We start from the raw sequence: 23254 nt of genomic DNA on the forward strand, positions 1-23254 counted from the left end.
ACGTCATCGGTGTACGGCCCGGCGACGGGACAGCGCGTCCACGCCTGCGGCCACCAGCAGAACCGAACCCGTGACAGCGTACTTGACCCCTGAGCTGTACCCCATCAGACCCATGCCGTTCTGGATGACCGCGACCACCATGCCGCCGAGCACGGCGTCGACGACCCTGCCCCGCCCGCCGAACAGGCTCGTCCCGCCGATCACGGCGGCGCCGACCGCCAGGAGCAGCACGTTGCTGCCGCCGGTGTTGGGGTCGACCGAGTTGCCCCGGGACGCGGCGATGATGCCGCCGACCGCGGCCAGCGAGGAGCAGATGACGAACGCGGAGATCCGGATCGCCGCCACGTTGATGCCGGCCCGGCGGGCCGCCTCGGGGTTGCCGCCCACCGCGTAGATGTGCAGGCCGAACGAGGTGCGCTGGAGCAGGAACGTACCGGCGACGAGCAGGACCGCGATCACCGGCACCACGATCGGCACGCCCTTGAGCGAGTCGACGACGATGTTGCGGCTGCGCTGCTGGTTGAGCAGGTGGACGGCGATCGCACCGAGCACCGCCAGACCGCCGATCCTGACCGCGAGCAGGGCGAGCGGAGCGGGGGCCAGCCCGCGCCGGCGGCGGTTCCGGATCTGCCGGAACTGGATCGCCGCGTACGCCCCGACGCTGACGGCGAGCAGTACCCAGCCCAGCGCCGGGGAGAGGTTGTTGTTCGCGACGGCCAGGATCGTCTCGTCCCGGATCGAGATGTTGGTGCCCTCCTTCAGCAGCATCAGCACGACGCCCTGGAACCCCAGGAAGGCGGCCAGCGTGACCACGAACGAGGGGATGCCGACCTTCGCCACCAGCAGGCCGAGCACCAGCCCGATGACCGTGCCGGTGAGGATCGCCGCGCCGGCCGCGCCGTACCAGGGCCATCCGTGGTCGGTGAGCAGGATGGCGAGGACGGCGGCGCAGACCCCGCTGGCGTACCCCGCGGACAGGTCGATCTCGCCGAGGAGGAGGACGAAGACCAGCCCCATGGCGATGGCGATGCTGCCCGCGCCCTGGGTCAGCAGGTTGGCGAAGTTCAGCTCGGACAGGAAGACCGGGCGCAGCGCGGCGAAGAACACGCACAGGACGATCAGACCGAGTACGGCGGGCAGGGCGCCCAACTCGCCGCCCCGTACCCGGTCGACGTAGTTCCGGGCGATCGAGCGCAGACTCGCGGCGCCGGCCGCGCCGTCCTTCTTCGGTGTACCGGGACCGCGCGGCAGTTCCGGCGTCTCGGGGGCGACTGCGGCGGTCATGCGGTGACTCCGTTGCTCTGGGCGAGGCCGAGGTCCCCGCTGCGGCCCGAGGTGATGAGTTCGACGACCTGGGAGTAGGTCACGTCCGACGTGCTGACCTGGGCGGCCATCCGGCCCAGGTAGAGGGCGGCGATCCGGTCGGACACCGCGAAGACGTCGTTCATGTTGTGCGAGATCAGGACCACGGCGAGGCCGTTGTCGGCCAGCCGCCTGACCAGTTCGAGGACGTGTGCCGTCTGGGCGACGCCGAGCGCGGCGGTCGGCTCGTCCAGGACGACGACCTTGCTGTTCCACAGCACGGCCTTGGCGATGGCTACGGTCTGCCGCTGGCCGCCGGAGAGACTGGAGACCTGTTGGCGGATGGACGTGACGGTGCGGACCGACAGCCCTTCGAGGGTCCGGGCGGCCAGCTCCTCCATCGTCGCGTTGTCCAGGACGAGCCCCCGCCGCCTCTCGCGGCCGAGGAACATGTTCTGCACGATGTCGAGGTTGTCGCAGAGCGCCAGGTCCTGGTACACGATCTCGACGCCCAGGGCCGCCGCCTCACGCGGGCTGTGCACCTGGACCTCCTCACCTTCGAACCAGTACTCGCCGCCGTCGATCGGGTGGATCCCGCCGATGCACTTGACCAGGGTGGACTTGCCCGCGCCGTTGTCCCCGACGAGGGCGGTCACCTCGCCCGGCCGGACGTCGAAGGACACGTCGTGCAGCACCTGTACGGCGCCGAAGCTCTTGTCGATCCCGCGCAGTCGAAGGATCGGGGTCACTGTCATGGAAGGCCGCTCCTTGGGGTCGTATGGCCGTGAGATCGCGGGTCCGGGGGTCCGGGGGCCAGGGATCCGCGGGCCCGGGGATCCGGGGGCGCGGGTCCCGGGAGGTGGGAGGTGGGAGGTGGGGCCCCGGGACCCGCGGCCGACCGGAGGGGCGGGGCTACTTGATGCCGGCCTCGGCACACAGGGCGGCGTACTTGCCTGTGCACAGCTCTTTCACGGTGACGAAGCCGTCGTCCACGACGTCCTTGACGTTGTCCTTGTAGATGGCCACCGGCGTCTCCAGCACGGACGGCACCTTGCGCTTGCCCTCGGGGTCCACGACGGTCGCGTTCGTCTCGCCCTTCTCGCCCTTGGCGAGGGAGACGGCGAGCTCGGCCGTGGCGTCGGCCTCCTTCTTGACGGCCTTGTACACGGTCATGCACTGGTCGCCGGCGAGGATGTTCTGCAGGCCCTGCGCGGTGGCGTCCTGGCCGGTGACCGGGACCTCGCCGTTGCGGTTCTGCTTGCGCAGGACGGCGATGGCCGCGTTGCCGAGACCGTCGTTGGCGGCGAGTACGCCGCCGATCTTGGGCTCGCTGGTGAGCATCTGCTCGAAGATGGTGCCGGCCTGGGCGTTGTCCCAGTCGGGGACGGACTGGTCGGGGCCCTTCACGTAGTCGCCCGACTTGTACTTCGGGTCGAGGACGCCGTTGTAGCCGTCGGCGAAGAGCGTGGCGTTGTTGTCCGTCGGGGATCCGTTGAGGGTGGCGATGATGGGCTTCTTGGCCTTCATGTCCGTCAGGCACTTACTGAGGCCCTCGCCCTGCAGCTTGCCGACGGCGGTGTTGTCGAAGCTCACGTAGTACTGGGCGGAGCCGCCGAGGGTGAGCCGGTCGTAGTCGATCGTGGCGACGCCCTGCCCCTTGGCCTTGTCCAGAACCGCCTTGCCCGTGCCGCTGTCCAGGTTCACGATCACCAGGACGTTCACACCGCTGGTGATCATCTGGTCCGCGATGGTCTGGAACTCCTGCTTGTCGCCCTGCGCGTTCTGGATGTCGAACTCGACACCCGCCGCCTTGAACGCCTCGGAGAGGTACTTGCGGTCCGCGGTCTCCCAGCGGGCCGAGGACTTGCTGTCCGGGAGGATCACACCGATCTTCGGCTTGGCGTCGGATCCGGAGCCGGAGCCACTGTCGTCCGACGAGGAGTCGCCGCAGGCGGTGAGCGAGCTGGCCAGTGCCACCGCGGCGGTGATGAGGAGGAGTCCCTTGCGCATGGGCAGGGTCCTTTCTGGTGTTACGGCCGGACGACCAGACGTACGAGGGCGCTGCGAAGGAGCCCGAGAGGCGCGCTCTCGGGGGGAATTGCCGGGTGTCGGGTGATCCGCCGGGCTGAATGTTGTGAGCGGGAACTTATAGCGCTCCGGATCTCGTGCACAGAGTGCGGGAGGCGCTATTTGTCATCCGCCATAACAATTAGGCGACGCTGGCCGCGACGCGGCGACCTTGCTGCTTCTTGCGCCGCCTCATGGGTGTCGGGGGGGCAGGGGGAAGAGGGAAGCGGGCAGCGGGCAGCGGGAAGTCGCGCAGGGTGCTGAGGCGGGAGGCGGGAGGCGGGAGGCGGGAGGCAGGAGGCAGGAGGCGGGAGGCCGGGGGCCGGGGGCAGGCACTCCCTGCCCCTGTCCCCTGTCCCTGCCCACCGCCCCCTGGCCACTGGCCACTTGGCCCCACTCGGTTCGGCGGCCTGATCATCAGCCTCGACGGCACGGCTGGGAGCCGGGCCGCCGCCGAACACATCGAACAGCCCCTCGCCACCGCACTCCGCGACCGGTGCCGCCTACGACGGCGCCCGCAACGCGTCGACCGGTTCCATCCGAGCCGCGCGCAGGGACGGATAGAGGCCGGCCAGCAGGCCCACGAGGGCCCCGGCGAGCGGGGCGCCCAGGGCGAGGCGGAGGTCGAGGACCGGCGTCCACTGTTTGACCGCGGCGACGCTCACCACGACCGCGATGCCCAGGGCCGCACCGATGATGCCGCCGAGCAGACCGATGGTCGTCGACTCCAGCAGGAACTGCTGGGCCACCTGACGGCGGGAGGCGCCCAGGGCACGGCGCAGGCCGATCTCACCGACCCGTTCCATCACCGTCACCAGGGTCACGTTGGCGATGCCGATCGCGCCCACGACCAGCGAGACCAGGCCGAGGACGAGGAAGAGACCGTTGACATCGCTCTGGACGCCGTCACGGGCCTTCGACAGGTCGGGCGGAGCCACGACGGTGAGCGCGTCCTCGTGACCGGGCGCCAGCGCGATCGGGGCCTGGCGGGCCACCTGCCTGGCCGCGCCGAGCGCGGTGTTGACCAGGACCCGGCTGACCTTGCGCAGACCGACCCGGTCCGCGGCCGTGGTGGGCGGCAGCAGCACAGCGGCGGACAGCTGCTGCTCGCGCTCGATACCGCCGAGGATGCCGACGACGGTGTACGACTGGCCCTGGAAGAAGACCGCCGGGGAGTCCTCCACCCGCCGGATGCCGAGCAGCTCCGCGGCCTGGTCACCGAGCACCGCCACCTGGTCGTGCCGGGCGATGTTGCCGGCGTCGTAGAACCGCCCCGCGGTCATGGCACCGCGTACGGCGGCCGGCAGATCGGCCGAGGCGGCGACCACGGCCAGCGTCTGGGCGGAGGTGTCGCCGGGCGCGAGCACGTCGTTGGACCGCACCTGGACGCTGTTGGCAGTGGGGGACTCCCCGACGGCGGCGACCGAGTCCACCCCGGCCAGCCGCCGTACCGCGTCGGTCCCCGACCACTCCACCAGCGGCCCGGTGTCCTCCGCGCCGGGCGCCAGGGCCGGGACCTTCACGGTCACCGAGGTCGCGGTGAGCGCGTCGAACCGGCCGACGATCTGGTTGCCCGCGGTGGACGCCACCCCGATGGTGATGACGAGCGTGGTGATGCCGAGCACCGTGCCGAGCGTGGTCAGCGCGGACCGCACCGGGCGGGCCAGCACGCCCGCGAGTGCTTCCGTCCACAGATCCCGGGGATCCATCCAGGGGCGTTCGACACGGGGCGCGGTGGCCGTCGCCGCGCGTCTCAACCGGTCTCCAGGCTTCAACCGGTTTCCAGGCTTCAACCGGTCTCCGGGCTTCATCTGGTCTCCGGACTTCATCCGGTCTCCAGGGTGAGGCGGCCGTCGGTGATGCGGACCCGCCGGCCCGCCCGGCGGCTGACCGCCTCGTCGTGGGTGATCAGCACCAGCGTCATGCCCTGGGCACACAGATCGTCGAAGAGTTCCAGTACGGAGAGAGTGTTCTCGCTGTCCAGGTTGCCGGTCGGCTCGTCGCACAGCAGCAGAGCGGGATCGCTGAGCAACGCCCGCGCGATGGCGGCGCGCTGGCGCTCGCCGCCGGACAGCCGGTCGGGCCTGAAGCCCGACCGGTGTCCGAGTCCGACCCGCTCCAGTGCCTCCCGGGCCCGGCCGAGGCGGCTGCCGCGCCCCAGTCCGGGGCGCGGTCTGCGGTAGGTCTCGGCAAGCATGACGTTCTCGTCCACGGTCCGGTACGGGAGGAGGTGGAAGGCCTGGAACACGAAACCGATCCGGCTGCCGCGCAGCGCGGTGCGCTCGCGGTCGCCGAGCCCGGTGGTCTCCACTCCGTCCAGCCGGTACGAGCCCGACGTGGGCCGGTCCAGCAGTCCGAGGGTGTTGAGCAGCGTGGACTTGCCTGAGCCGGACGGTCCGACGATGGAGAGGTGCTCCCCTCGTCGTACCGTCAGGCTCACCGCGCGCAGGGCGTGCACCGGCGGCTCGGAGTCGAAGGTCCGCTGTACGTCGGTGAGTTCGATGACGGCGTCGGGGTCGCCGCCTTCGGTGCACAGGGTGACGGGGGCGGCAGCGGCGGATCCGGGGATCACTCGCCCACCACCACTCGGTCGCCCCGCTTCAACTTGCCGCCGTCCGGCTCGACCTCGACCTCGACGACGCCTGCCGCGGAGAGCCCGACGGTGACGTGGACGTCGCTCACGCCGCCGGCGCGCTGGACTTGCACTCGGGCCTGCCCGTCGGACGCGGTGTGGACCGCGGCCAGCGGCACGGTCAGCACCTTGCCGTCCGAGGCGCCGATCTCGATGGTCACCTTCACCGACGCCTGGGCCTCACCGGCCAGCGGGCCGGGTTCGGGGATGGAGATCCGCATCTGGACCGGGGCCGAGGTGTCCGCACCGGCCGCGGCACCGGAGGTATCGGTGGCCGCGGTGTCGCCCGTGCCGGTGCCGGTGCCGGTGTCTGTGCTGGTGCCCGTGCCTGTGCCGGTGCCTTCCGAGGTCTCGCCCTCGGATCCCTCGGCCCCCTCGCCGCCTCCCGACGTCGTCGGAGGTACGGCATCGGCGCCGATCGCGTCCACCGTGCCCGCGACCTTCTTGCCGTCGTTCGTGGTCAGTTCGGCGGCCATGCCCTTCCTCAGCAGCCGGGCGTCGGTGCCGGGGACGACCGCCTGCACCGTCAGCCCGGAGCTGGTCACGGTGCCGATCTGGCCTGAGGCGGCGTCCCCCGCCTTGACGGACACCTTGTCCAGCCGTACGGGCAGCTCCGGGAAGAAGACGACCTCGCCGGCCGGGACCTTCGTTCCGTAGGAGGCCTGGAAGGTGCTGAGGGCGGCGTTCGCCATGTCCAGCGACTTCTGCGCGGACTCGCGCTGCAGCCTGCGTACCTCCTTGTCGGTACTGGACTCGGACTCCCCGCCGGCCGTGGCCGAGCTGTTCTGCGTTCCGGTCTCAGTGCCTTCCTCGGTGCCTTCCTCAGTGCTCTCCTCAGCGCCCTCCTCAGTGTCGGTGTCGCCGTTCACGGTGAGGCGCGCCTGCTGCGCGGAGGACACCGACTGCTGCAACTCGCCCAGCTGCTGCTGTTCGTCCGGGCTCGGCTGCTGCGCCTGGTGCCCCTTGCTCCGGTACCAGTCGGTCACCGCCGCCGCGGTGCCCTGGCCGAAGGTGCCGCTGACCGCCCCGGGATCGAAGCCGAGCCGCCGCAGCGCCTTCTGGAGCTGCTTCACGTCGTCGCCGGTGGCACCGGGACCCAGCGGGCGGTACATCGGCACGGGTCCGGTCAGCGCGAACACCGGGCGGCCGTTGACCGTCATCAGCACGTCGCCTTCCTTCACCTTCGTACCGGCGACCGGTGGCTTGGTGGCCCGCTGCTCGGCACCCTCGCCGACCGCGGCCGCGGCCGTCCCGGTACCCACGGAACCGGCCAGCGAGAGCGGCCGCGGCGAGGCGAACTCGACGGAACCCGTCGACACCACGGTCGCGGTGAGGGCCTGCCGCCGCACCTCCACGGTCACCGGGCCGGCCTTCGGCGCCTGGTGCGCGGCGGCCGCGTCGGCCGGGGAGCGCACCTGTGTACCGGCGAACCAGCCGCCGGCGCCGACCAGGAACACCGCGCCGACCAGGGCGCCCAGCTGTCTGCGGTTCGAGAGAGGGTTCACTGGCCGGCTCCCCAGTACGGGTGGGCCTTCTCCTTCGGGAAGTACGCGGCCCGGAACTTCCTGCCGCACTCCAGGTCCTTCAGGGAGACGTCGATGTCCTTGGTGAGCAGCGGCAGCGCCTCCTCCTTGGTCAGGTCGCTGTGGCGCTCCGGCAACTGGTCGGCGAGGTCGAGCCGCACCATGTCCTTCATGCCGGTCGGCTGAGTGGTGCTGACCGGGATGCCCTGCGCCTTCAGGCAGGACGCGAACTCCTGGGCGAGCGCGATCAGTTGGGCGTCACCGTTGAGCGCGAGCCCGTTCGTACGGTTCTCCTCGGTCCTGGCGTTCTGCGCCTTCTTCTCGGCAGCGGCGCTGAGCGGAGGTCCGTACGCCTTGGTGTGTCCCACCAGATAGCATCCGCCGTCCTTCTCCTCCGCCTTGGTCTTGGCCGGCGGGCCGTTCAGCGCGGCCTCGTAGGCCGTCAACTGGGCGGGGGTCATGCCCTTCTGGTCGTCGTCGGGAGGAGTGACGACCTTGCCTCCCACCTTCCCTCCAGCGTTGCTGCCGGGGGCGTTGGCGTCGTCGGGGTAGACGGCGGCAGCGTAGGTGCCGAACCCGTACTTCTGCCGCGCCTTCTTCGCCGCCGCGTAGTCCTCCCCGTCCCAGTTGTCGGCCGAGCGGTCGGCCGTGGCCGACCCGACGTGCGGTGTGTAGGCGAAGCCCTGCTTCTTCATGCAGGCCGCGATCCCGTTCTCCATGATGTAGAGCTTCTTGGTCTCGGCGTCCGCGCCTTCCGGGACGTTGAGCTGCGTGGCTCCGTCGACCGTCTTCGTGCTGCTGCCCGCCGCGGAGGCGGAGCCGCCGTCGTCGGCGCTGGAACCGCTGGAACCGCCGCAGGCGGCCAGGGCCGGGAGCATGCTTACCGCCAGTGCTGCGATGAGCGAGTTACGCAAAGTAAATTTTGGCATGCCCATGCCACCTCTCTGTTCAGGTTGTGTCATTGGTCGTCAGTGGTCAGTGGTCAGTGGTCAGTGGTCAGTGGTGAGTCGTGAGTCGTGAGTCGTGAGTGGTCAGTCGCAGTTGTCAGCGTCAGCGTCAGGGGCAGGGTCAGCGTCAGGGCCAGTGGTCAGTCGCTGTCGGCCGGTGCCGTTCGGCGGCCCGGCTCAGGGGCTCAGCCGCCGGTCTCCTTCACCGCGTCGAAGAGCCGTGGGTCCGTGGCCAGCACGTACAGCTCATAAGGATCCGGAACCGAGCCGTCCTCGCTGTCACCCTTCTCGCCTTCGCTCTTCGCGCCTTCACCGGCCTCGGCCTTGCTCAAGATCACCTGCACCGTCCACCCGCCCGCGGTCACGAACGCCACGCCCCGCGCATACGAATCGTCCCCGGCCGACCTGGGCGCGGGCAGCGCCCGCTCCGGCACGAAGTACTCCAGCAGGCGGTCTCCCCGCTTCGTCTCGACGACGCCGCACTTGGTCAGCTCACCGCCCCAGGGGGTCGTGAGCACCCGCCCGCCACCTCCCCGGCACGCCAGGTCCTTCGACGGGTGCGGAGACAGACCGGCGGTGGTCCGCGCGACCGACACGTACAGGTCGCTCACGCCGCCGGCGGAGTCGAGCAGATGGAAGTACCGCTGCGACCCGTCGACCCCGTCAGACCCGTCAGCTCCGTCAGCCCTGTCGGACTTCGACGACGCCTGGACCGTGCCGAGGCGCGCCGGAACGACCGAGCGCAACAGCGCCAGCGACGGATACCAGACCGTCCGCTCCGCGGCCGGCAGGGAGCGCCCCTGCGACGGCGACGGCGCGAGCAGTGTCACCCCGCCGAACGCCACGGCCGCCGCCGTCGCCACGGCGCCGAGCGCCGTACCGATCCGGCGCCGACGGCGGATCCGCCTGCCCCGCGTGACCGCGCCCGGCACCAGATCCGGCATCGGCGGCTCCGCACCCGCCTGCAACCCGCCCAGGGCTTCGACCAGGGCGAGCTCGTGCTCGCCACCGGCCCCGCCCCCGCCCACGCCTCCAGCCATACCGCTCACCACTCCGCCGTCAGATAGCCGGTTTCCGATTCCCTGCTCGTGCCGCTCCCGGACGGCGCCGCGAGCGCCGTGTCCCCCAGAACGCGGCGCAGCGTCGCAAGCCCCCGGGAGGTCTGGCTCTTCACCGTGCCGACGCTGCAGCCCAGCGCCGCCGCGGTCGCCTCCACGCTCTGGTCCTCCCAGAACCGCAGGACCAGCACCGCACGGCTGCGCGCCGGCACCTTGCGCAAGGCGTCCAGCAGCGTCACCCGCAGCGCCGGGTCCGTCGCCGGGGCGACGGTGTCGAAGTCGTACGCGCCCGGCCGCTCCCACCAGCGCCGCCGCCGGGTCTCGTCCACGAAGGTCCGAAACAGCACCTTGCGGGCGTACGCGTCCGGAGCCTCATGCCTGCGTACCCGGCGCCACACCGAGTACAACTTGGCCAGCGCCGTCTGCGTGAGGTCCTCGGCCAAGTGCCAGTCGCCGCACAGCAGATACGCCGTACGGCGCAGCTGGGCCTGGCGGCTGCGGGCGAACTCGTCGAAACCGAGGCCGTCCTCGACGCCCCCGGCACCGTCACGGACGCCCGTCCCGCCGGGCAGCCGGCTCACAGACCGCCTCCGCCCGGGACCGCGACGGCACACGGTGAGAAGTGCTTCATGCGTACTGAACGGACGAGGTCGCCCGGGAGGTTGTCACCGATCCGAAAATACTTCCGGAACCTTTGAGCAGCCCGCACAGAGGTGATCAGCTGACCACCGTTCCTTCCCGGGCATCGTCTGGGTTGTCCGGCTGCTAGCGTCCGGCACCATGTGGGTTCAGGAGATGGTGAACGGTCGGCCGGCTTGGCGGCACACCCCTTCCGGAGTGGTCTTCCGGGTTGTTCCCGGTGGGACGTTCCGGATGGGCTTGTCCGATGCGGAACTGGACGCCGTTCGCGCCATCGAGCGGGCGGACGACGCCGATGAAGATCTCGAAGGGTTCTTCGCCGGTGCGCACCTGGCCCGCCCGGTGCGAGAAGTACGAGTAGAGCCGTTCCTGCTCGCCCGGCATCCGCTCACAGTGGCGCAAGTACGGCACTGGTTGCCCGAGTACGAGGACAGCTTCGCCGAATCGGCATCGAGCACGGCCCGGTTCGAGGACGACTTGGACGACCTGCTCGGAGCGTTGCCGTTCCGGCTGCCCAGCGAGGCGGAGTGGGAGTATGCGGCCCGGGCCGGCACGACCACTCTGACCTTCAGGGGGGATGGGAGACCGGACGAGGACCAGGTGCTGGACGACTTCGCCGACGAGGAGCGCACTGCCGCGGCTGAGAACGCCTTCGGACTGACGGCGATGGGGTCGGCGAACGAGATCTGCGCCGACGTGTGGATCCCGCATTTCACGGACGCGCCGATGGACGCACGCCCTCGCGCGGGAGACGGACCGCGGGTGGTACGTGGAGGGGCCGGCGACCTCTACCCGTGGCAGGGTTGCGACGAGTGGCTGTTGTTGCTCTCCGCCATTCGCGGTGAGGCAGAGGATTTCACCGCAGTCCGGCCGGTCATGGGTGGGGTGATGTCGGCAGAGGGCCTTGAACCTGAGGGTTGGACACCGGAGAGACCTGGATCTTGATGGTCCAGGAGAACGGAGTCCCTGCGCGCTCCCGCACTGCCTTGCGCAACCGCGGAACCGCGTCAACCGCAGCCCCGTGAGCGTGGCCCCCCACACCTATTCAGCACTCATCACTCCAGCCATACCGAGGAGATGCCCAGTTCGCAGCCTTGTGCAACACCCTTCAGGGCCTCGCACTGCTCTGGTCGCGGTCCGCGGGCGGTGGCGTACTTCCCTGGCGATCCACAGAGGTTCCAGAGCCAAGCGGAGAGGAGGCGAGGAGGCGAGGCGGCAGACTCAGCCGAAGAGGGGCTCGCCATCATGGGCGCTGAAGCGCACGAACTCGGGAGTTCCGTCGAACGCGCGGCTGAAGAGCTCGGCGAATTCGGCGAATTCCGGTGATGCCAGGTGGGTCTGCAGGGCTTCCTCGGACGCCCACTCCTCCATCAGAACCAAGACGGTCGGATCCGCGACATCTTGAGAGAACTGGTATCGGTTGCAGCCTGGCTCGGCCCGACTTGACTTGCTTATCAGCGCTGCGGCCGTCAGAACCGCATCGAGCATGTCGGCCTGAACGCGCGCCATGCCGTGGATCACGATGGTCATGGATCTCCTCCAGGCGGTGATGACGCCCACTTGACTGCAGCGTCGAGACCATTCAATCGCTGAATGATGCCATCCTGAAAGTATCACTCGAGCCAGATATGATGCAACGCATGAATGATTCTGCTGCTGGCCGTTCTTCGCGGTCGCCTGCAGCCGACGGCGAGCCGGACAGTCGAGCCTTCGCCGCAGGCGTCGCAAGTCGCCCGTCCCTGCTGCTCGCTCGCATCGGCACCGCTCTCGAAGCCGCTGGTGACGACTGGCTGGCGCCCAGCGGGCTCAACGGCCGCGATTACGCGGTACTCGCCATCCTCACCACCGATGCGCCCGGCACCCAGCAAGAACTCGCTCGCCTGTTGGGGAAAGCACCCGGCATCGCAGTCATCGCCGTCGACCGCCTCCAGGAAGCCGGCCTGGTGGAACGACGCCGCGATCCGGCGGACCGCCGCCGCAGCCGGGTCGTCGTCACACCCGCCGGACGTAAAGCACTGCGCAAGGCGGACCTCCTGGCGGACGACGGCCTGTCCCAACTGCTCCCCGGCCTGACCGTTCAGGAGCGCGACGTGCTCTACGGTCTGCTCAGTCGCGGCGCCTCGCACCCGACCGAGGAGCCTTCGGACGGATGACTGCGCCGTTGCGGCGGCCGGGGAATTCCGAGCTTCGCTTCGAGGTGCACAATCCGGGGGTCCCGGCGGACGTGTGCATGCGGTGGTCGGGAGCCGATGACGCGCATGGGCGTGGGTTGTTCCTGGTCGGCTCCGTCGCCGACTCGTGGGGCTGCGGGCCCAGTCGTTTCGGCGGGACCGTGGTGTCTGCCGTCGTGGACGGCGCCGGCGCCGCCTCACCTGCCCCGGTCGGTGACACGGGGCCGACGTGGTCCGCCGCGAGACGGACTCCGGAACCGCCGGGTGATCGTCGTCATCGCGGACCCGTCCGGTCTCCTGGTGATGTCACCGTTCCTGTTGGCCGAACTCGATCACGTGGTCACGCGCGAGTTGGGGCGCGCGGCGGCTGTCAGCGTGATTGATGGCCTGTGGCGGTGGATGAGCCGGGGTCGGATCGTCGTGGCCGAGGCCGCGCGGGACCACTTGGGCGTCGTGCAGTCCGTTCGGGTCCGCTGCGGTGCGTTCGACCTGGGCCTCGCTGACGCGGTGAGCGTGGCGCTTGCCGCCGACTGCGACACCGACGCGATTCTCACCCTCTCGACCGGCTGGACTTCCGGGCCGTACGGCCGGTGGGCCGTCTCAAGGTGTCCGGGTACTGCCCGACGCCCCCCGCTCTGACGGCGAGATTCGGCCGTGGCCGAGGGGTGGGCGTGCGGTGCCTGCGAGGGTGGTAAATGAACAAGCCCCAGGCTGCCGGCCTGGGGCTTCGATGTGGAGCGGGTGACGAGAATCGAACTCGCACTCTCAGCTTGGGAAGCTGATGTTCTACCACTAAACTACACCCGCGTACGCGCCGGATACGTGTTCGTTCTGCTCTTCGTGCCGGTGCTGGAAACGCGGATTCACCATACCTCATGCCAGGCCCCCGGTGCTGAAGCCGTGGGGCCCGGGGGCGTTTCGGGGGGTGGGGCGGGGCTGCGAGGCGCGGGAGTTGGGGCGTACGGTGGAGGGGCTGGCGAGGGGTCGGGTGGGAACGGAGTGCCGCCTGTATGGTCGCCCCTTTCGTCCCGTAATGTGACTTCCTCGTCAGTCAGACGCGGCTCTTGGGGAAGGGACTCTGAGGACTTGATGGAACGCAACACCGTCGTCCGTTGTGCCGAGGGGCACGTGTTCAGCACCGCATCGCTTCCGATGCAGCAGGCCGATCGACTCGGCCCCGGCCGGTTGATCCGCTGCCCTCGTTGTGCCCGGCTCCGTAACGTCGTGCCGGTGGAGTTCGAGAATCGCTGACCGTCACTCGCACGGTGCCGGTCAGTACGCGGCAGCTGGTGCGCGGCAGGGTGAACCGTAGGCAGTCGGGCCCGTCACGATCTCCGGATTGTGGTGGGCCCGTGGGCTCTGCGTATCCTCGGGACGTGCTTCTCTCTGACAAGGACATCCGGGCCGAGATCGACGCCGGGCGTGTACGGATCGATCCCTACGACGAATCCATGGTGCAGCCCTCGAGCGTCGATGTGCGGCTCGACCGCTACTTCCGGGTGTTCGAGAACCACCGTTACCCGCATATCGACCCGTCCGTCGAGCAGGCGGACCTGACGCGGCTCGTCGAGCCCGACGGTGACGAGCCGTTCATCCTGCACCCGGGGGAGTTCGTCCTCGCCAGTACGTACGAGGTCATCTCGTTGCCCGACGACCTCGCCTCGCGGCTTGAGGGCAAGAGCTCGCTCGGGCGGCTCGGGCTCGTCACGCACTCCACCGCCGGGTTCATCGACCCCGGGTTCTCCGGGCACGTGACCCTTGAGCTGTCCAACCTCGCCACTCTCCCCATCAAGCTCTGGCCGGGGATGAAGATCGGGCAGCTGTGCATGTTCCAGCTCAGCTCGTCGGCCGAGTTCCCGTACGGCAGCGACCGGTACGGGTCCCGTTATCAGGGGCAGCGCGGGCCGACCGCCTCGCGGTCGTTCCTCAACTTCCACCGGACCCAGGTGTGAGCGGGGGCGGCGGGAGCGTGAGTGACGGACGCGAGAATCTCAGCTACGAGCGCTTCGGCACCGCCGTTCGTGAGCTCGCCCAGGTCATCGCCGACGACGGGTACGAGCCCGATGTCGTGCTCAGCATCGCCCGCGGGGGTGTCTTCGTGGCCGGCGGGCTCGCCTACGCCCTCGACTGCAAGAACATCCACCTCGTGAACGTCGAGTTCTACACGGGTGTCGGCACCACGCTCGACATGCCGGTCATGCTGGCGCCCGTCCCCAACGCCATCGACTTCTCCGACAAGAAGGTGCTGATCACGGACGACGTGGCCGACACCGGCAAGACGCTGAAGCTCGTGCACGACTTCTGCGTCGACGCCGTCGCCGAGGTCCGGTCCGCCGTCATCTACGAGAAGTCGCAGTCCCTGGTGAAGTGCGAGTACGTGTGGAAGCGCACCCCCGACTCGGTCTGGATCAACTTCCCGTGGAGCGTCGAGCCGCCCATCGTCAGGAAGCACACCACCGTTCTGGATGCCTGAACGCGTTGGCCCGGTGCCGCGATGACGGCTTCGTGGGCTCCGTGGGCCTCATGGGTCTTGTGGGTCTCGCTGGCGTCCGGCCGTCGGTAGGCTGACGAGCCGTGCCGGAGACTCGCCGCGCCGGCTCATCGCCGCCGCCCCCGCCGTCGTGGTCCTCGTCGGCATCGGCATCGGTGCCGTGGGCCACCACTCCCAGCGGTGGAGGCTGGATACCGCACGGGTACCACCTCGACGCGCACTCCCACACCCAGGGGCAGTTGGTGTACGCGGCCGCCGGCGCCCTGGCCACCACGACCGACCGCGGGACCTGGGTCGCCCCGGCCCACCGCGTGACGTGGACGCCGCCCGGCTTCGCCCACTCCCATCGTTTCTACGGCAGGACCGACGCCCGGCTCGTCGCCGTCCCGGTCGGTCTGTGCGACGCGCTCGTGGCGCATCCCAGTGTGTTCGCGGTGAGCCCTCTTCTGCGTGAGGCGCTCCTGGCGCTGACCGAGCGGCGGGAACGCCGTCCCGGTGCGCGCGAGCGGCTGCTCGCCGTGGTGGTCGACGAGCTTGCCGAGACCCCCGAGCAGTCCCTGCACCTGCCCGAACCACGCGACGACCGGCTGCGCGCCGTCACCGACCTCCTCCAGGCCGATCCTGGCCTGACCGCGACCCTGGCCGAGCTGGGGCGGGCCGCGGGGGCGAGCGAGCGGACCCTGAGCCGGCTCTTCCAGACCGAACTCGGGATGAGCTTCCACCGCTGGCGCACCACCCTGCGTATCCATCACGCCCTCGCCCACCTCACCAACGGCCTGTCCGTCACCGACACCGCGATGGAGTGCGGGTGGTCCAACCCCTCCAGCTTCATCGAGGCGTTCACCGAGGTCGTCGGGCAGACCCCCGGCCGCTACCAGGCCGATCTGCGCAGGGACGCCGTCACATAGACGGTGGCGGGTTTTCCGTATCTGGTGTCCGTTCGCCGGTTGGCGGCGAGCTCTGCCCGGTCCACAGTGGTGAAAGCGAGCAAAAACGCTTTCACGTATTCACGTAGAGGGTCTGAGGGGCTGAGGGTCTGATGGATATGGTCGAGGGAAATGAAAATACCTCCGTGGTCATCGTGGGGGCCGGAGTCGCCGGCGTCACACTCGGGAATTTCCTGCTGCGCAGCGGGGTGGATTGCGTCATTCTGGAAAAGCACAGCCGTGCGTACGTCGAGCAGCGGCAGCGGGCCGGGACGATCGACAGTCGCGGGGTGCGTATGTTCCGCGACTGGGGACTCGGGGAGGTGGTGAAGGACGAATCCTCGCCCGAGCTCTCGGGCGGTATCTGGATCGACGAAATCATGTACCCGATGGATTTCGACGAGGACGAGGACGGCGGGAACGAGGAGGGTGACGACAGTGTCTTCTGTCCTCAGCAGGTTCTCGTGCGGAACCTCACGGACGTCTTCCTCCGCGACGGCGGAGACCTCCGGTTCGAGGCCGCCGACGTGTCCCTGGAGGGCATCGAGGGCGTCGAGGGCGTCGCGGGCACCGACGGTGTCCCTGGCCCTGGCCCTGGCCCTGGCGGTGGTGGGGGCGGTGAGCGACCCCTCGTGCGCTATCGGGCCGCCGACGGCTCCATGAAGGCCGTCAGCTGCGACTTCGTCGCCGGCTGCGACGGCCACCACGGTGTCAGCAGGGCGTCCGTCCCCGCCGGCGTCCTCACCCGGTACGCCCATGAGTACGGGTATTCCTGGCTCAGCGTCCTGGCCGAGGTGCCGGCGGACACCTCAGGCATGGCGATCCATGCGCGCGGCCTCGCCGGGATGATTCCCCGCGGTGCGGACGCCAGCCGTCTCTACCTCCAGTGTTCGGTCGACGACACCCCGGAACAATGGCCGGACGAGCGGGTCTGGAGCGAAATGGCGGCCCGGTTCGGAAATTCCGTGCCCGTCGGCCGGATCCTCGACAAGCGGATCGTTCCGCTGCGGTGCGTGGTGTACAGCCCGATGAGTTACGGCAGGCTGTTCCTCCTCGGGGACGCGGCGCACATCGTTCCCCCGATGAGCGCGAAGGGAATTCATCTCGCCCTCTATGACACCGAGGTGTTCGCCCGTGCCGTCGTCCAGCAGCTCCAGAAAGGCGATGCGAGCCTGCTGGAGAGCTATTCGGACACCTGCCTGGGCCACATTTGGAATTACCAGGCATTCGCTGTGTGGATCACCGATCTCATGCACAACGCGGGCGACGCCTCCTACGAGGGGGAGTTCCGCAAGCAGATCGCCCGAGCGGAGTTGCAGCGCCAGTTCAGCTCTCCCGCGGCGAACCGCCTCTTCAGCGAACTCAGCGCCGGGGTGCTCTAGCCGACGCCTCCGACGCCTCCGACGCCGCTCGGCGTTGACATTGTTCGTAGTACCAACCAACATGGTTGTTGTTGGGAATGCGAACTACATCAGCCCGGAGGTCGCCATGCATGCCGCCGTCATCACCGCCCACGACGCCCCGCCCGTCTATCGCGACTACGCCGACCCGGCCGAAGCGACCGAAGGCAGTGAAGGCAGTGAAGGGGGTGAAGGGAGCGAGGGTGCGATGGTCGTGGACGTCCTCGCGGCCGGGCTGCACCACCTGACCCGGTCCAAGGCGCGCGGTTCGCACTACAGCGGCGCCGGTGCGTTCCCGCTGGTGCCGGGTGTCGACGGCGTCGTGCGGGACGCGTCGGGGAAGCTTCGCTACGTGGTGCTGGACGATGCCCGACTCGGTACGTTCGCCGAGCGCACCGTCATCGATCCGCGGCGCAGTGTGGTCCTGCCGGACGGTGTCGACCCGGTCGAGATCGCCGCCGCGATGAACCCGGCGATGTCGTCCTGGGTCGCGCTGCGCCGCCGTATCGACTTCGAGGAGGGGCAGCGCGTCCTCGTCCTCGGTGCCACCGGCAGTGCCGGCGGGATGGCGATCCAGATCGCCAAGCGGTTCGGCGCCTCGCAGGTGATCGCCGCCGGGCGCGACACCACCCGCCTCAAGGCGCTGACCGCACTCGGCGCGGACGAGGTGATCACCTTCGACCAGGTGGCCCGCGCCGCCGATGTCGACGTCGTCATCGACTACGTCTGGGGCGAACCCGCCGCCCAGGCCATGATCCCGCTGCTCACCGCCCGTGCCGAGCGCGGTGCTCCGTTGACCTGGATCCAGATCGGGGCGATGGCGGGCCCGCTCGCGCCGATCCCGTCCGTCGCGCTTCGGTCGTCCCGGCTGCGGATCGTCGGCAGTGGCATCGGCTCGGTCCCGGCCCGTGACTTCATCGCGGAGCTGCCGGAGCTGGCCGCCGCGATTCGGGACGGCGCCGTCGACGTACGGGCCCGCGCCGTGCCGCTCGCCCGGATCGCGGAAGAGTGGACGCCCGGGACGGCGGACGCACGTGACGCACGTGACGCCCGTGTCGTCTTCGTGCCCTGAGTCGGCGGTGATGCCTGTGACGACCCCTGTGACGACGCCGGTGGCAACGCTGCGACCGTGCCATGTTGTTGGGAACACTAACCATGTCAATTACTGTGACGGCATGGCTGAAGGCATGACTCCCGAAGGTTCCGAGGACGCCCTCGTGGACGGTCTCGTCCGCAGTTCCTTCCAGGTGATGGGCGTACTCACCCGCATCGGCGCGGAGAACGACCTGTCCCTCACCCAGCTGCGCGTGCTCGGCATCCTGCGGGACCGCCGGCCCCGTATGACCGAGCTCGCCGCCTTCCTCGGTCTGGACAAGTCGACGATGTCCGGCCTGATCGACCGCGCCGAGCGCCGCGGCCTGCTGGCCCGGGGGAAGAACCCCCGGGACCGCAGGGGCGTCGACGTGTTCCTCACGCCGGCCGGCCTCGAACTCACCCAGCGGCTGTACGAAGAGGTCCGCCGCACCCTGGCACCGGCCACCGGGCGCCTGGAACCGGGGCAGCGCGAGCAGCTCGTCCAGCTGCTCGAACCCGTACTGAGTCCGCCTCTGCCGACGACTCAGCGCGGCGCCGCCCCGGCCTGAGCGCCGGTCTGAGCTCCGGCCTGAGCGCCGGTCAGTACGGGCGGTCGCCGGCTATCGCGACGCGCTCCGCCACGCGACGGTGCGAGCCGTAGTCGTTCACCGCGTAGTGCTGCGTGGCGCGGTTGTCCCAGAAGGCGACGTCCCCCGGCTGCCAGCGGAAGCGCACCTGGTACTCCGGTACGTGCGCCTGCTGGACGAGGTGGCGCAGGAGCTGGTCGCTCTCCTCTCGCGGCAGGCCCGTGATGCGGGTGGTGAAGGAGGTGTTGACGAACAGCAGCGGGCGGCCCGTCTCCGGGTGCGTACGTACGACCGGGTGTTCCACGGGCGGGAAGGCCTCCTGGTGCGGGGCGAGCCGCTCGGGGCCGTAGAAGCGTGCGAAGCCGGGGATGAAGTCGTGTACGGCGGTGGCGCCTTCGATGCGGTCCTTCACCTCCTGCGAGAGGTTGTCGTACGCGACGGCCATGTCCGCCCACATGGTGTCTCCGCCGAACGGCGGGACCTCGCGCAGCTGGAGCACGGCGCCGAGCGCGGGCCGTTCGCGGAAGGTGACGTCCGCGTGCCACACGTTCTCGAAGGTCGGTGTGGTGCCGACGCTCTTGTCGAAGCGTACGACGTCGGCGCTGGAGCCGCGGGCGAGCAGCGGGTTGGTCTCCAACTCGCCCCAGTTGCGGGCGAATCCGCTCTGCTGGTCGGACGTGAGGTGCTGGGCTCGGAAGAAGAGCACCTTCCACTCCAGCAGCGCCCGGTTGAGCTCCTCGCGCAGGGCGGGGGTGAGCGGGCGCGAGAGGTCGACCCCGCTGATCTCCGCCCCGATCGTGGCTCCCTGCGGCGCGAGTTCGAAGAGGTCGTAGGGGCGGTCCTGCCATCCCGCGGGCACCCGCCGCAGTTCACGTACGCCCTCGTAGATCCCGCCTTCCGGCACGCGCGCCTCGCGCAGCCGCGTCGGCGCGTCGGTGTGCGGGGCGGTGTGTGGAGCCGTGCGGGGGGTGGTGTGCGGGGCGGCCTGGGGGACGGTCACCGTCATGGTTCCTCCTCGTTCGCGGGGCCTGCTGGGCAGTGGCCGGACAGTCGGCCGGACAGTCGGATGGCGGTCGGAAACAGGCACGAGCCGTGTGTTTCTGGGCGCCGCGAACGCATGAGTCCGGTGAGTTTGGTGAGAAGGAAGGGAGATGACCGGTGCGACGGGGCCTCGGAATGTCAGGGCCTCGGAATAGCGGGACCTCGGGACCTCAGGACCTCGGGACTGTGGCGCGGCGAGCGTCAAGCTCGGCGGGTGGTCGCTATCGCCCGGAGCGTTCGCACCCGAACCGATTCGGGACGCAACAGTGCCCCGTCATCGTGTCGCACCAGTACCCGGTCATGGTGTTGATTGTGGGAGGCGGCCTCTGCCCTGTCAATGTGCCCCTGGTGAGCGCCGCGGTGAGGGAGGGGGCAGGCCCAAGTCCAGGTCCAGTGGCTGACCGACGCGCGGTCCAGTCGCCTTCGGTTACTTCTGCTCCACGTGCTTCTGCTTCACGTCGGTGCAGTGGACGTCCTTCGCGGGCAGGCGGCCGGTCGTCAGGAAGGTGACGGTGGCCTTGTCGGCGCAGGCCGAGCCCTCGTTGTAGACGTAGTGTCCGCCGTTGTCGACGCCGACGAAGGCGGAGCGGTCGCCGAGGGCCCGGTGCAGTCCGACGCCGCTCTCCCAGGGAGTGGCGTTGTCACGGCGGTTCTGCAGGATCAGGGTGTTGCGCGAGCCCTTGTCGGTCACGGTGACGTTCGGCTCCGCCGGCTTCTCCCAGAAGGCGCACGGCCAGATGTCGGCCGGCATCCCCGCGGTGAGCGGCCAGGCCTTCCGGTGGGCGGTGGTGCGGGCCGCGTACCCGTCGGCGTCGTCGGGCCACTCGGCGTCGCCGCAGGTGAGAGCCAGGAACATGGTGACCTGGTTGTCCGCGGGGACGCCCGGCGTGGTCGGGGTGTCGGCGAACACCTGCTTGAGCACCGCCTTGTCGGCGTCCGTGACGCTGCCGTCGGCCAGGTCGGCTGCCGCCTTCCAGAACTGGGTGAGCGGCGCCAGGGTGCTGTTGTGCAGCAGCATGCTGTACGTGAGGTTCCGCAGCAGCGCCCCGTCGACCGAGACCGGGGTGCCGGGGACCGGGGCGGGCTCGCGGTCGAGCCGGTCGGCCAGGTCGAGGTAGGTGTCCGTCACCTCCTCGACGTCGTCGCCGAGCCCGAGGGCGCTGTCCTGCGCAGCGGCGACACGGGCCGCGTCGGGGAACCGGTCGGCCATCCCCTTGCCCCAGGTGTCGGCGACCTCGTCGGCCCATACCTTGTCGGGGTTGACGTTGCCCTCCAGGACCATGCGGTCGGTGTGCTTCTCGAACAGGGTCCGGTAGACCGCGCCGAGATAGGTGCCGTAGGACTGGCCCCAGTAGGAGATCTTCTTCTCGCCGAGCGCCTGGCGGACGCGGTCCATGTCGCGGGCGGTGTTCGCCGTGGTGAAGTACCGGAGGTTCCGGCCCACCGTGTCGGCGCACTTCTTCGCGTCGGCCTCGGCGAGGGCCACGTTCTCGGTGATCGAGCCGTCCGCGGCGGGGTACGGGAAGAGCGAGGCCACGGAGGGGTCTTCGAGTCCGCAGCTCTGCGGGGTGCTGCGCTCGACACCGCGTGGGTCGAAGCCGATCAGGTCGTAGCTGTCCCGTACGGACTTCGGCAGGGTCTTCGCCATCGCCGAGGGCATCTCGATGCCGCCCAGGGCCGGGCCGCCGGGGTTCAGCAGCAGGACGCCGCGCCGTTTCCCGGGCTTGGCGGTGGCCAGCCGGGAGATCGCCACGTCGATCGTCGTGCCGCCCGGCTTCTGGTAGTTCAGCGGGACCTTGAGCGTGGCGCAGGTCAGGCCGGCGTCGCGCCGCGTTCCCTCGGCCGGCTCGGGGCACTTGCCCCAGGTGACCGGGGTGTGCGTCGCGGTCTTGTCGGCTGTCTTGGCGGTCGTCTTGGTGGTCGCCTCGGCGGGTGGTTGGTCGGCCGCCTCCGAGGAACAGGCGGCCAACCCGCTTCCCGCCAGTGTCGTGACCATCAGGGCCACGGCGAGTCGACGGCCGCGACGACCCTGGGGACCGTCATGGCCGTGACGACTTTGACGACCGTTGGGAAGTCCGAACCCTCGGGACTCCTGGAGCCCTCTGAACGCCTGGAGCCCTCGGGACTCCTGGAACTCTCGGATGCCGCGCGTCTTCTTGTCCATGATGTTGTCCTCCGGTGCTGCCGCTTTGACAGTCAGGAGTCAACCGGGGACACCAGGGCACTCACGTCCCCGCAGGGTGGACAGTCGGGCTAGCTCTCCTGGGGGACACCTTGGGGGACAAGCGCCGACCGTTCCACCGGGATCCACAGCTCCGCGTCCGCGTGCGCGGCGTCCGGGGAGAGGCGGGTACGGAGGATCTCGGGGCCCGGCCTGCTCCGGTACGGGTTGGACGGGAACCACTGGGTGAAGACGTCCCGCCACATGTGCTGGAGCGCCAGGGGGAACGGGCCGGAGCTCTCGAAGACGGCCCAGGTCCCCGCCGGTACGGTCAGCGCGTCCAGGTCCTCCGGCGGCGCGGCCCCGGTCACCACGCCGTGGTAGTAGTCGAGTTCGGTGCCCTCCGCCCGGCTCGGGTCGAGGTTGTCGCTCACCCCGACGATCCCCGCGGGCTCCTGGTCGGACAGCTCGCCGACGCGGCGCAGGGTCTCCTGGTCGATGCCGCGGATGAACCGCGCGATCTCCGGGTTCATCCCCTCATGGACGAGCGGGACCCGGACCTTCCTGCCGACCACGTGGAACTGGTCCCTCTCCACGATCCGGTATCGCATGCTGCTGCTCCCTTCGACGACGAGACGGAAGGACAACCGGGGCTGTGAGCTGAGCGTGGCGCCGGTCCGCCGGGCCTCGCCCGGACCCACGCCGTGCAGGGCGCGGAACGCCCGCGCGAACGCCTCGCCGGAGCCGTAGCCGTAGCGCACGGCGATCTCCAGCAGCGTCCGCTCCTTGCCGAGGACCTCGGCGCCCGCGACGGTGAGGCGTCTGCGCCGGATGTACTCGGACAGCGGGAGCCCCGCCAGCGCGGAGAACATCCGGCGGAAGTGGTACTCCGACGTCACCGCGATCCGCGCCAGCTCGGTCACCTCGATCCGCTGGTCGAGCCGCGACTCGATGTGCTCCAGGGCCTCGTTCAGTCGCTCCAGCAACTCGGTCTCCTTCGTTTGCGTCCTCCACGTTAGGAAGGTCGTACCTTGCCGGACCCGACATTCCGTGCCCGATGCGGTCGGGTGCCCGGACGAGTACCGGCCCGGACAATCCGAACTCGTAAAGAAACGCTTGCGTTTCGCTCCGGGGCTCCGTAGCGTGGGTGTACGAAACCGTTTCGTATCGATGGGAGCCTGGATCGTGTTCGTGTTCAGCACGGCCGTCACGGTCGGCACGGCCGGTACGGTGCG

21 protein-coding genes, 1 tRNA gene and 2 pseudogenes are annotated in these 23254 nt (G+C 69.7%); 10 read left to right on the forward strand and 14 right to left on the reverse strand.

The window, feature by feature from the left end; translation table 11 throughout:
- Nucleotides 1-3 precede the first annotated feature (3 nt).
- The 9 genes from ACLVWQ_RS17035 to ACLVWQ_RS17075 form a co-directional block, all read right to left on the reverse strand.
- Complete coding sequence (locus tag ACLVWQ_RS17035; protein ID WP_414109604.1) at nt 4-1284, reverse strand: sugar ABC transporter permease; 1281 nt, start codon at nt 1282-1284, stop codon at nt 4-6.
- Complete coding sequence (locus ACLVWQ_RS17040) at nt 1281-2057, reverse strand: ATP-binding cassette domain-containing protein (protein ID WP_414109606.1); 777 nt, start codon at nt 2055-2057, stop codon at nt 1281-1283. Before ACLVWQ_RS17040 ends, ACLVWQ_RS17035 begins: the two co-directional genes overlap by 4 nt.
- A gap of 157 nt (nt 2058-2214) precedes the next feature.
- Nucleotides 2215-3312 (reverse strand): sugar ABC transporter substrate-binding protein, encoded by a 1098-nt coding sequence (locus ACLVWQ_RS17045; protein WP_414109608.1) that lies wholly within the window; start codon nt 3310-3312, stop codon nt 2215-2217.
- Between the two features lie 560 nt (nt 3313-3872).
- On the reverse strand, nt 3873-5078 hold the full coding sequence (locus ACLVWQ_RS17050) for an ABC transporter permease (RefSeq protein WP_414109609.1): 1206 nt from the start codon (nt 5076-5078) through the stop codon (nt 3873-3875).
- A gap of 116 nt (nt 5079-5194) precedes the next feature.
- Nucleotides 5195-5941 (reverse strand): ABC transporter ATP-binding protein, encoded by a 747-nt coding sequence (locus ACLVWQ_RS17055; protein ID WP_414109611.1) that lies wholly within the window; start codon nt 5939-5941, stop codon nt 5195-5197.
- Complete coding sequence (locus ACLVWQ_RS17060; RefSeq protein ID WP_414109613.1) at nt 5938-7506, reverse strand: peptidoglycan-binding protein; 1569 nt, start codon at nt 7504-7506, stop codon at nt 5938-5940. Before ACLVWQ_RS17060 ends, ACLVWQ_RS17055 begins: the two co-directional genes overlap by 4 nt.
- Complete coding sequence (locus ACLVWQ_RS17065) at nt 7503-8402, reverse strand: hypothetical protein (RefSeq protein ID WP_414109614.1); 900 nt, start codon at nt 8400-8402, stop codon at nt 7503-7505. Before ACLVWQ_RS17065 ends, ACLVWQ_RS17060 begins: the two co-directional genes overlap by 4 nt.
- Before the next feature lie 254 nt (nt 8403-8656).
- Complete coding sequence (locus ACLVWQ_RS17070; protein ID WP_414109615.1) at nt 8657-9511, reverse strand: hypothetical protein; 855 nt, start codon at nt 9509-9511, stop codon at nt 8657-8659.
- 5 nt (nt 9512-9516) lie between these two features.
- Nucleotides 9517-10101: a SigE family RNA polymerase sigma factor gene (locus tag ACLVWQ_RS17075; RefSeq protein WP_414109697.1), complete on the reverse strand. Its 585-nt coding sequence runs from the start codon at nt 10099-10101 to the stop codon at nt 9517-9519.
- A 208-nt stretch (nt 10102-10309) separates the two neighbouring features.
- Between ACLVWQ_RS17075 and ACLVWQ_RS17080 the strand changes: the two genes are divergently transcribed.
- Nucleotides 10310-11113: a formylglycine-generating enzyme family protein gene (locus tag ACLVWQ_RS17080; protein ID WP_414109616.1), complete on the forward strand. Its 804-nt coding sequence runs from the start codon at nt 10310-10312 to the stop codon at nt 11111-11113.
- Nucleotides 11114-11389: 276 nt separating this feature from the next.
- On the opposite strand, the gene ACLVWQ_RS17085 is transcribed toward ACLVWQ_RS17080, so the two are convergent.
- Nucleotides 11390-11698 carry a putative quinol monooxygenase gene (locus ACLVWQ_RS17085; protein WP_414109617.1) on the reverse strand — a complete coding sequence of 103 codons (309 nt, stop codon included), beginning with the start codon at nt 11696-11698 and terminating at the stop codon, nt 11390-11392.
- A gap of 98 nt (nt 11699-11796) precedes the next feature.
- On the opposite strand from ACLVWQ_RS17085, the gene ACLVWQ_RS17090 reads away from it, so the two are divergent.
- The 3 genes and pseudogenes from ACLVWQ_RS17090 to ACLVWQ_RS17100 form a co-directional block, all read left to right on the forward strand.
- The gene (locus ACLVWQ_RS17090) at nt 11797-12321 is read left to right on the forward strand and encodes a MarR family winged helix-turn-helix transcriptional regulator (RefSeq protein ID WP_414109618.1); all 525 of its coding nucleotides are present in this window, start codon (nt 11797-11799) and stop codon (nt 12319-12321) included.
- 14 nt (nt 12322-12335) lie between these two features.
- Nucleotides 12336-12533 (forward strand): annotated as a pseudogene (locus ACLVWQ_RS17095) (ATP-binding protein); the annotation flags it as partial.
- A 109-nt stretch (nt 12534-12642) separates the two neighbouring features.
- Nucleotides 12643-12964: pseudogene (locus ACLVWQ_RS17100) on the forward strand (VapC toxin family PIN domain ribonuclease); the annotation flags it as partial.
- A 108-nt stretch (nt 12965-13072) separates the two neighbouring features.
- Here ACLVWQ_RS17100 and ACLVWQ_RS17105 read toward each other — a convergent pair.
- Nucleotides 13073-13146: transfer RNA gene (locus tag ACLVWQ_RS17105), tRNA-Gly, on the reverse strand.
- 569 nt (nt 13147-13715) lie between these two features.
- Between ACLVWQ_RS17105 and dcd the strand changes: the two genes are divergently transcribed.
- The 6 genes from dcd to ACLVWQ_RS17135 all read left to right on the forward strand — a co-directional run bounded on the left by dcd (nt 13716) and on the right by ACLVWQ_RS17135 (nt 18799).
- On the forward strand, nt 13716-14291 hold the full coding sequence (dcd, locus tag ACLVWQ_RS17110; protein WP_414109619.1) for a dCTP deaminase: 576 nt from the start codon (nt 13716-13718) through the stop codon (nt 14289-14291).
- A 17-nt stretch (nt 14292-14308) separates the two neighbouring features.
- Nucleotides 14309-14812 carry a phosphoribosyltransferase gene (locus tag ACLVWQ_RS17115; RefSeq protein WP_414109620.1) on the forward strand — a complete coding sequence of 168 codons (504 nt, stop codon included), beginning with the start codon at nt 14309-14311 and terminating at the stop codon, nt 14810-14812.
- Between the two features lie 209 nt (nt 14813-15021).
- The gene (locus tag ACLVWQ_RS17120) at nt 15022-15738 is read left to right on the forward strand and encodes a helix-turn-helix domain-containing protein (protein WP_414109698.1); all 717 of its coding nucleotides are present in this window, start codon (nt 15022-15024) and stop codon (nt 15736-15738) included.
- Between the two features lie 137 nt (nt 15739-15875).
- Complete coding sequence (locus ACLVWQ_RS17125) at nt 15876-17138, forward strand: FAD-dependent monooxygenase (RefSeq protein ID WP_414109699.1); 1263 nt, start codon at nt 15876-15878, stop codon at nt 17136-17138.
- A gap of 106 nt (nt 17139-17244) precedes the next feature.
- A complete protein-coding gene (locus tag ACLVWQ_RS17130; RefSeq protein ID WP_414109621.1) occupies nt 17245-18228 on the forward strand; it encodes a quinone oxidoreductase family protein in 984 nt (327 codons plus the stop codon).
- 103 nt (nt 18229-18331) lie between these two features.
- Nucleotides 18332-18799: a MarR family winged helix-turn-helix transcriptional regulator gene (locus tag ACLVWQ_RS17135; protein ID WP_414109623.1), complete on the forward strand. Its 468-nt coding sequence runs from the start codon at nt 18332-18334 to the stop codon at nt 18797-18799.
- Nucleotides 18800-18830: 31 nt separating this feature from the next.
- Here the strand turns inward: ACLVWQ_RS17135 and ACLVWQ_RS17140 are convergent, their stop codons facing one another.
- The 3 genes from ACLVWQ_RS17140 to ACLVWQ_RS17150 all read right to left on the reverse strand — a co-directional run bounded on the left by ACLVWQ_RS17140 (nt 18831) and on the right by ACLVWQ_RS17150 (nt 23005).
- Nucleotides 18831-19823, reverse strand: coding sequence for a TauD/TfdA dioxygenase family protein (locus ACLVWQ_RS17140; protein ID WP_414109624.1), 993 nt, complete (start codon nt 19821-19823; stop codon nt 18831-18833).
- Between the two features lie 462 nt (nt 19824-20285).
- A complete protein-coding gene (locus tag ACLVWQ_RS17145) occupies nt 20286-22022 on the reverse strand; it encodes an alpha/beta hydrolase (RefSeq protein ID WP_414109625.1) in 1737 nt (578 codons plus the stop codon).
- 89 nt (nt 22023-22111) lie between these two features.
- Nucleotides 22112-23005, reverse strand: coding sequence for an AraC family transcriptional regulator (locus ACLVWQ_RS17150; RefSeq protein WP_414109626.1), 894 nt, complete (start codon nt 23003-23005; stop codon nt 22112-22114).
- Nucleotides 23006-23254 lie beyond the last annotated feature (249 nt).

This window comes from Streptomyces sp. CWNU-52B (genome assembly GCF_047444975.1).
Taxonomy (GTDB): domain Bacteria; phylum Actinomycetota; class Actinomycetes; order Streptomycetales; family Streptomycetaceae; genus Streptomyces.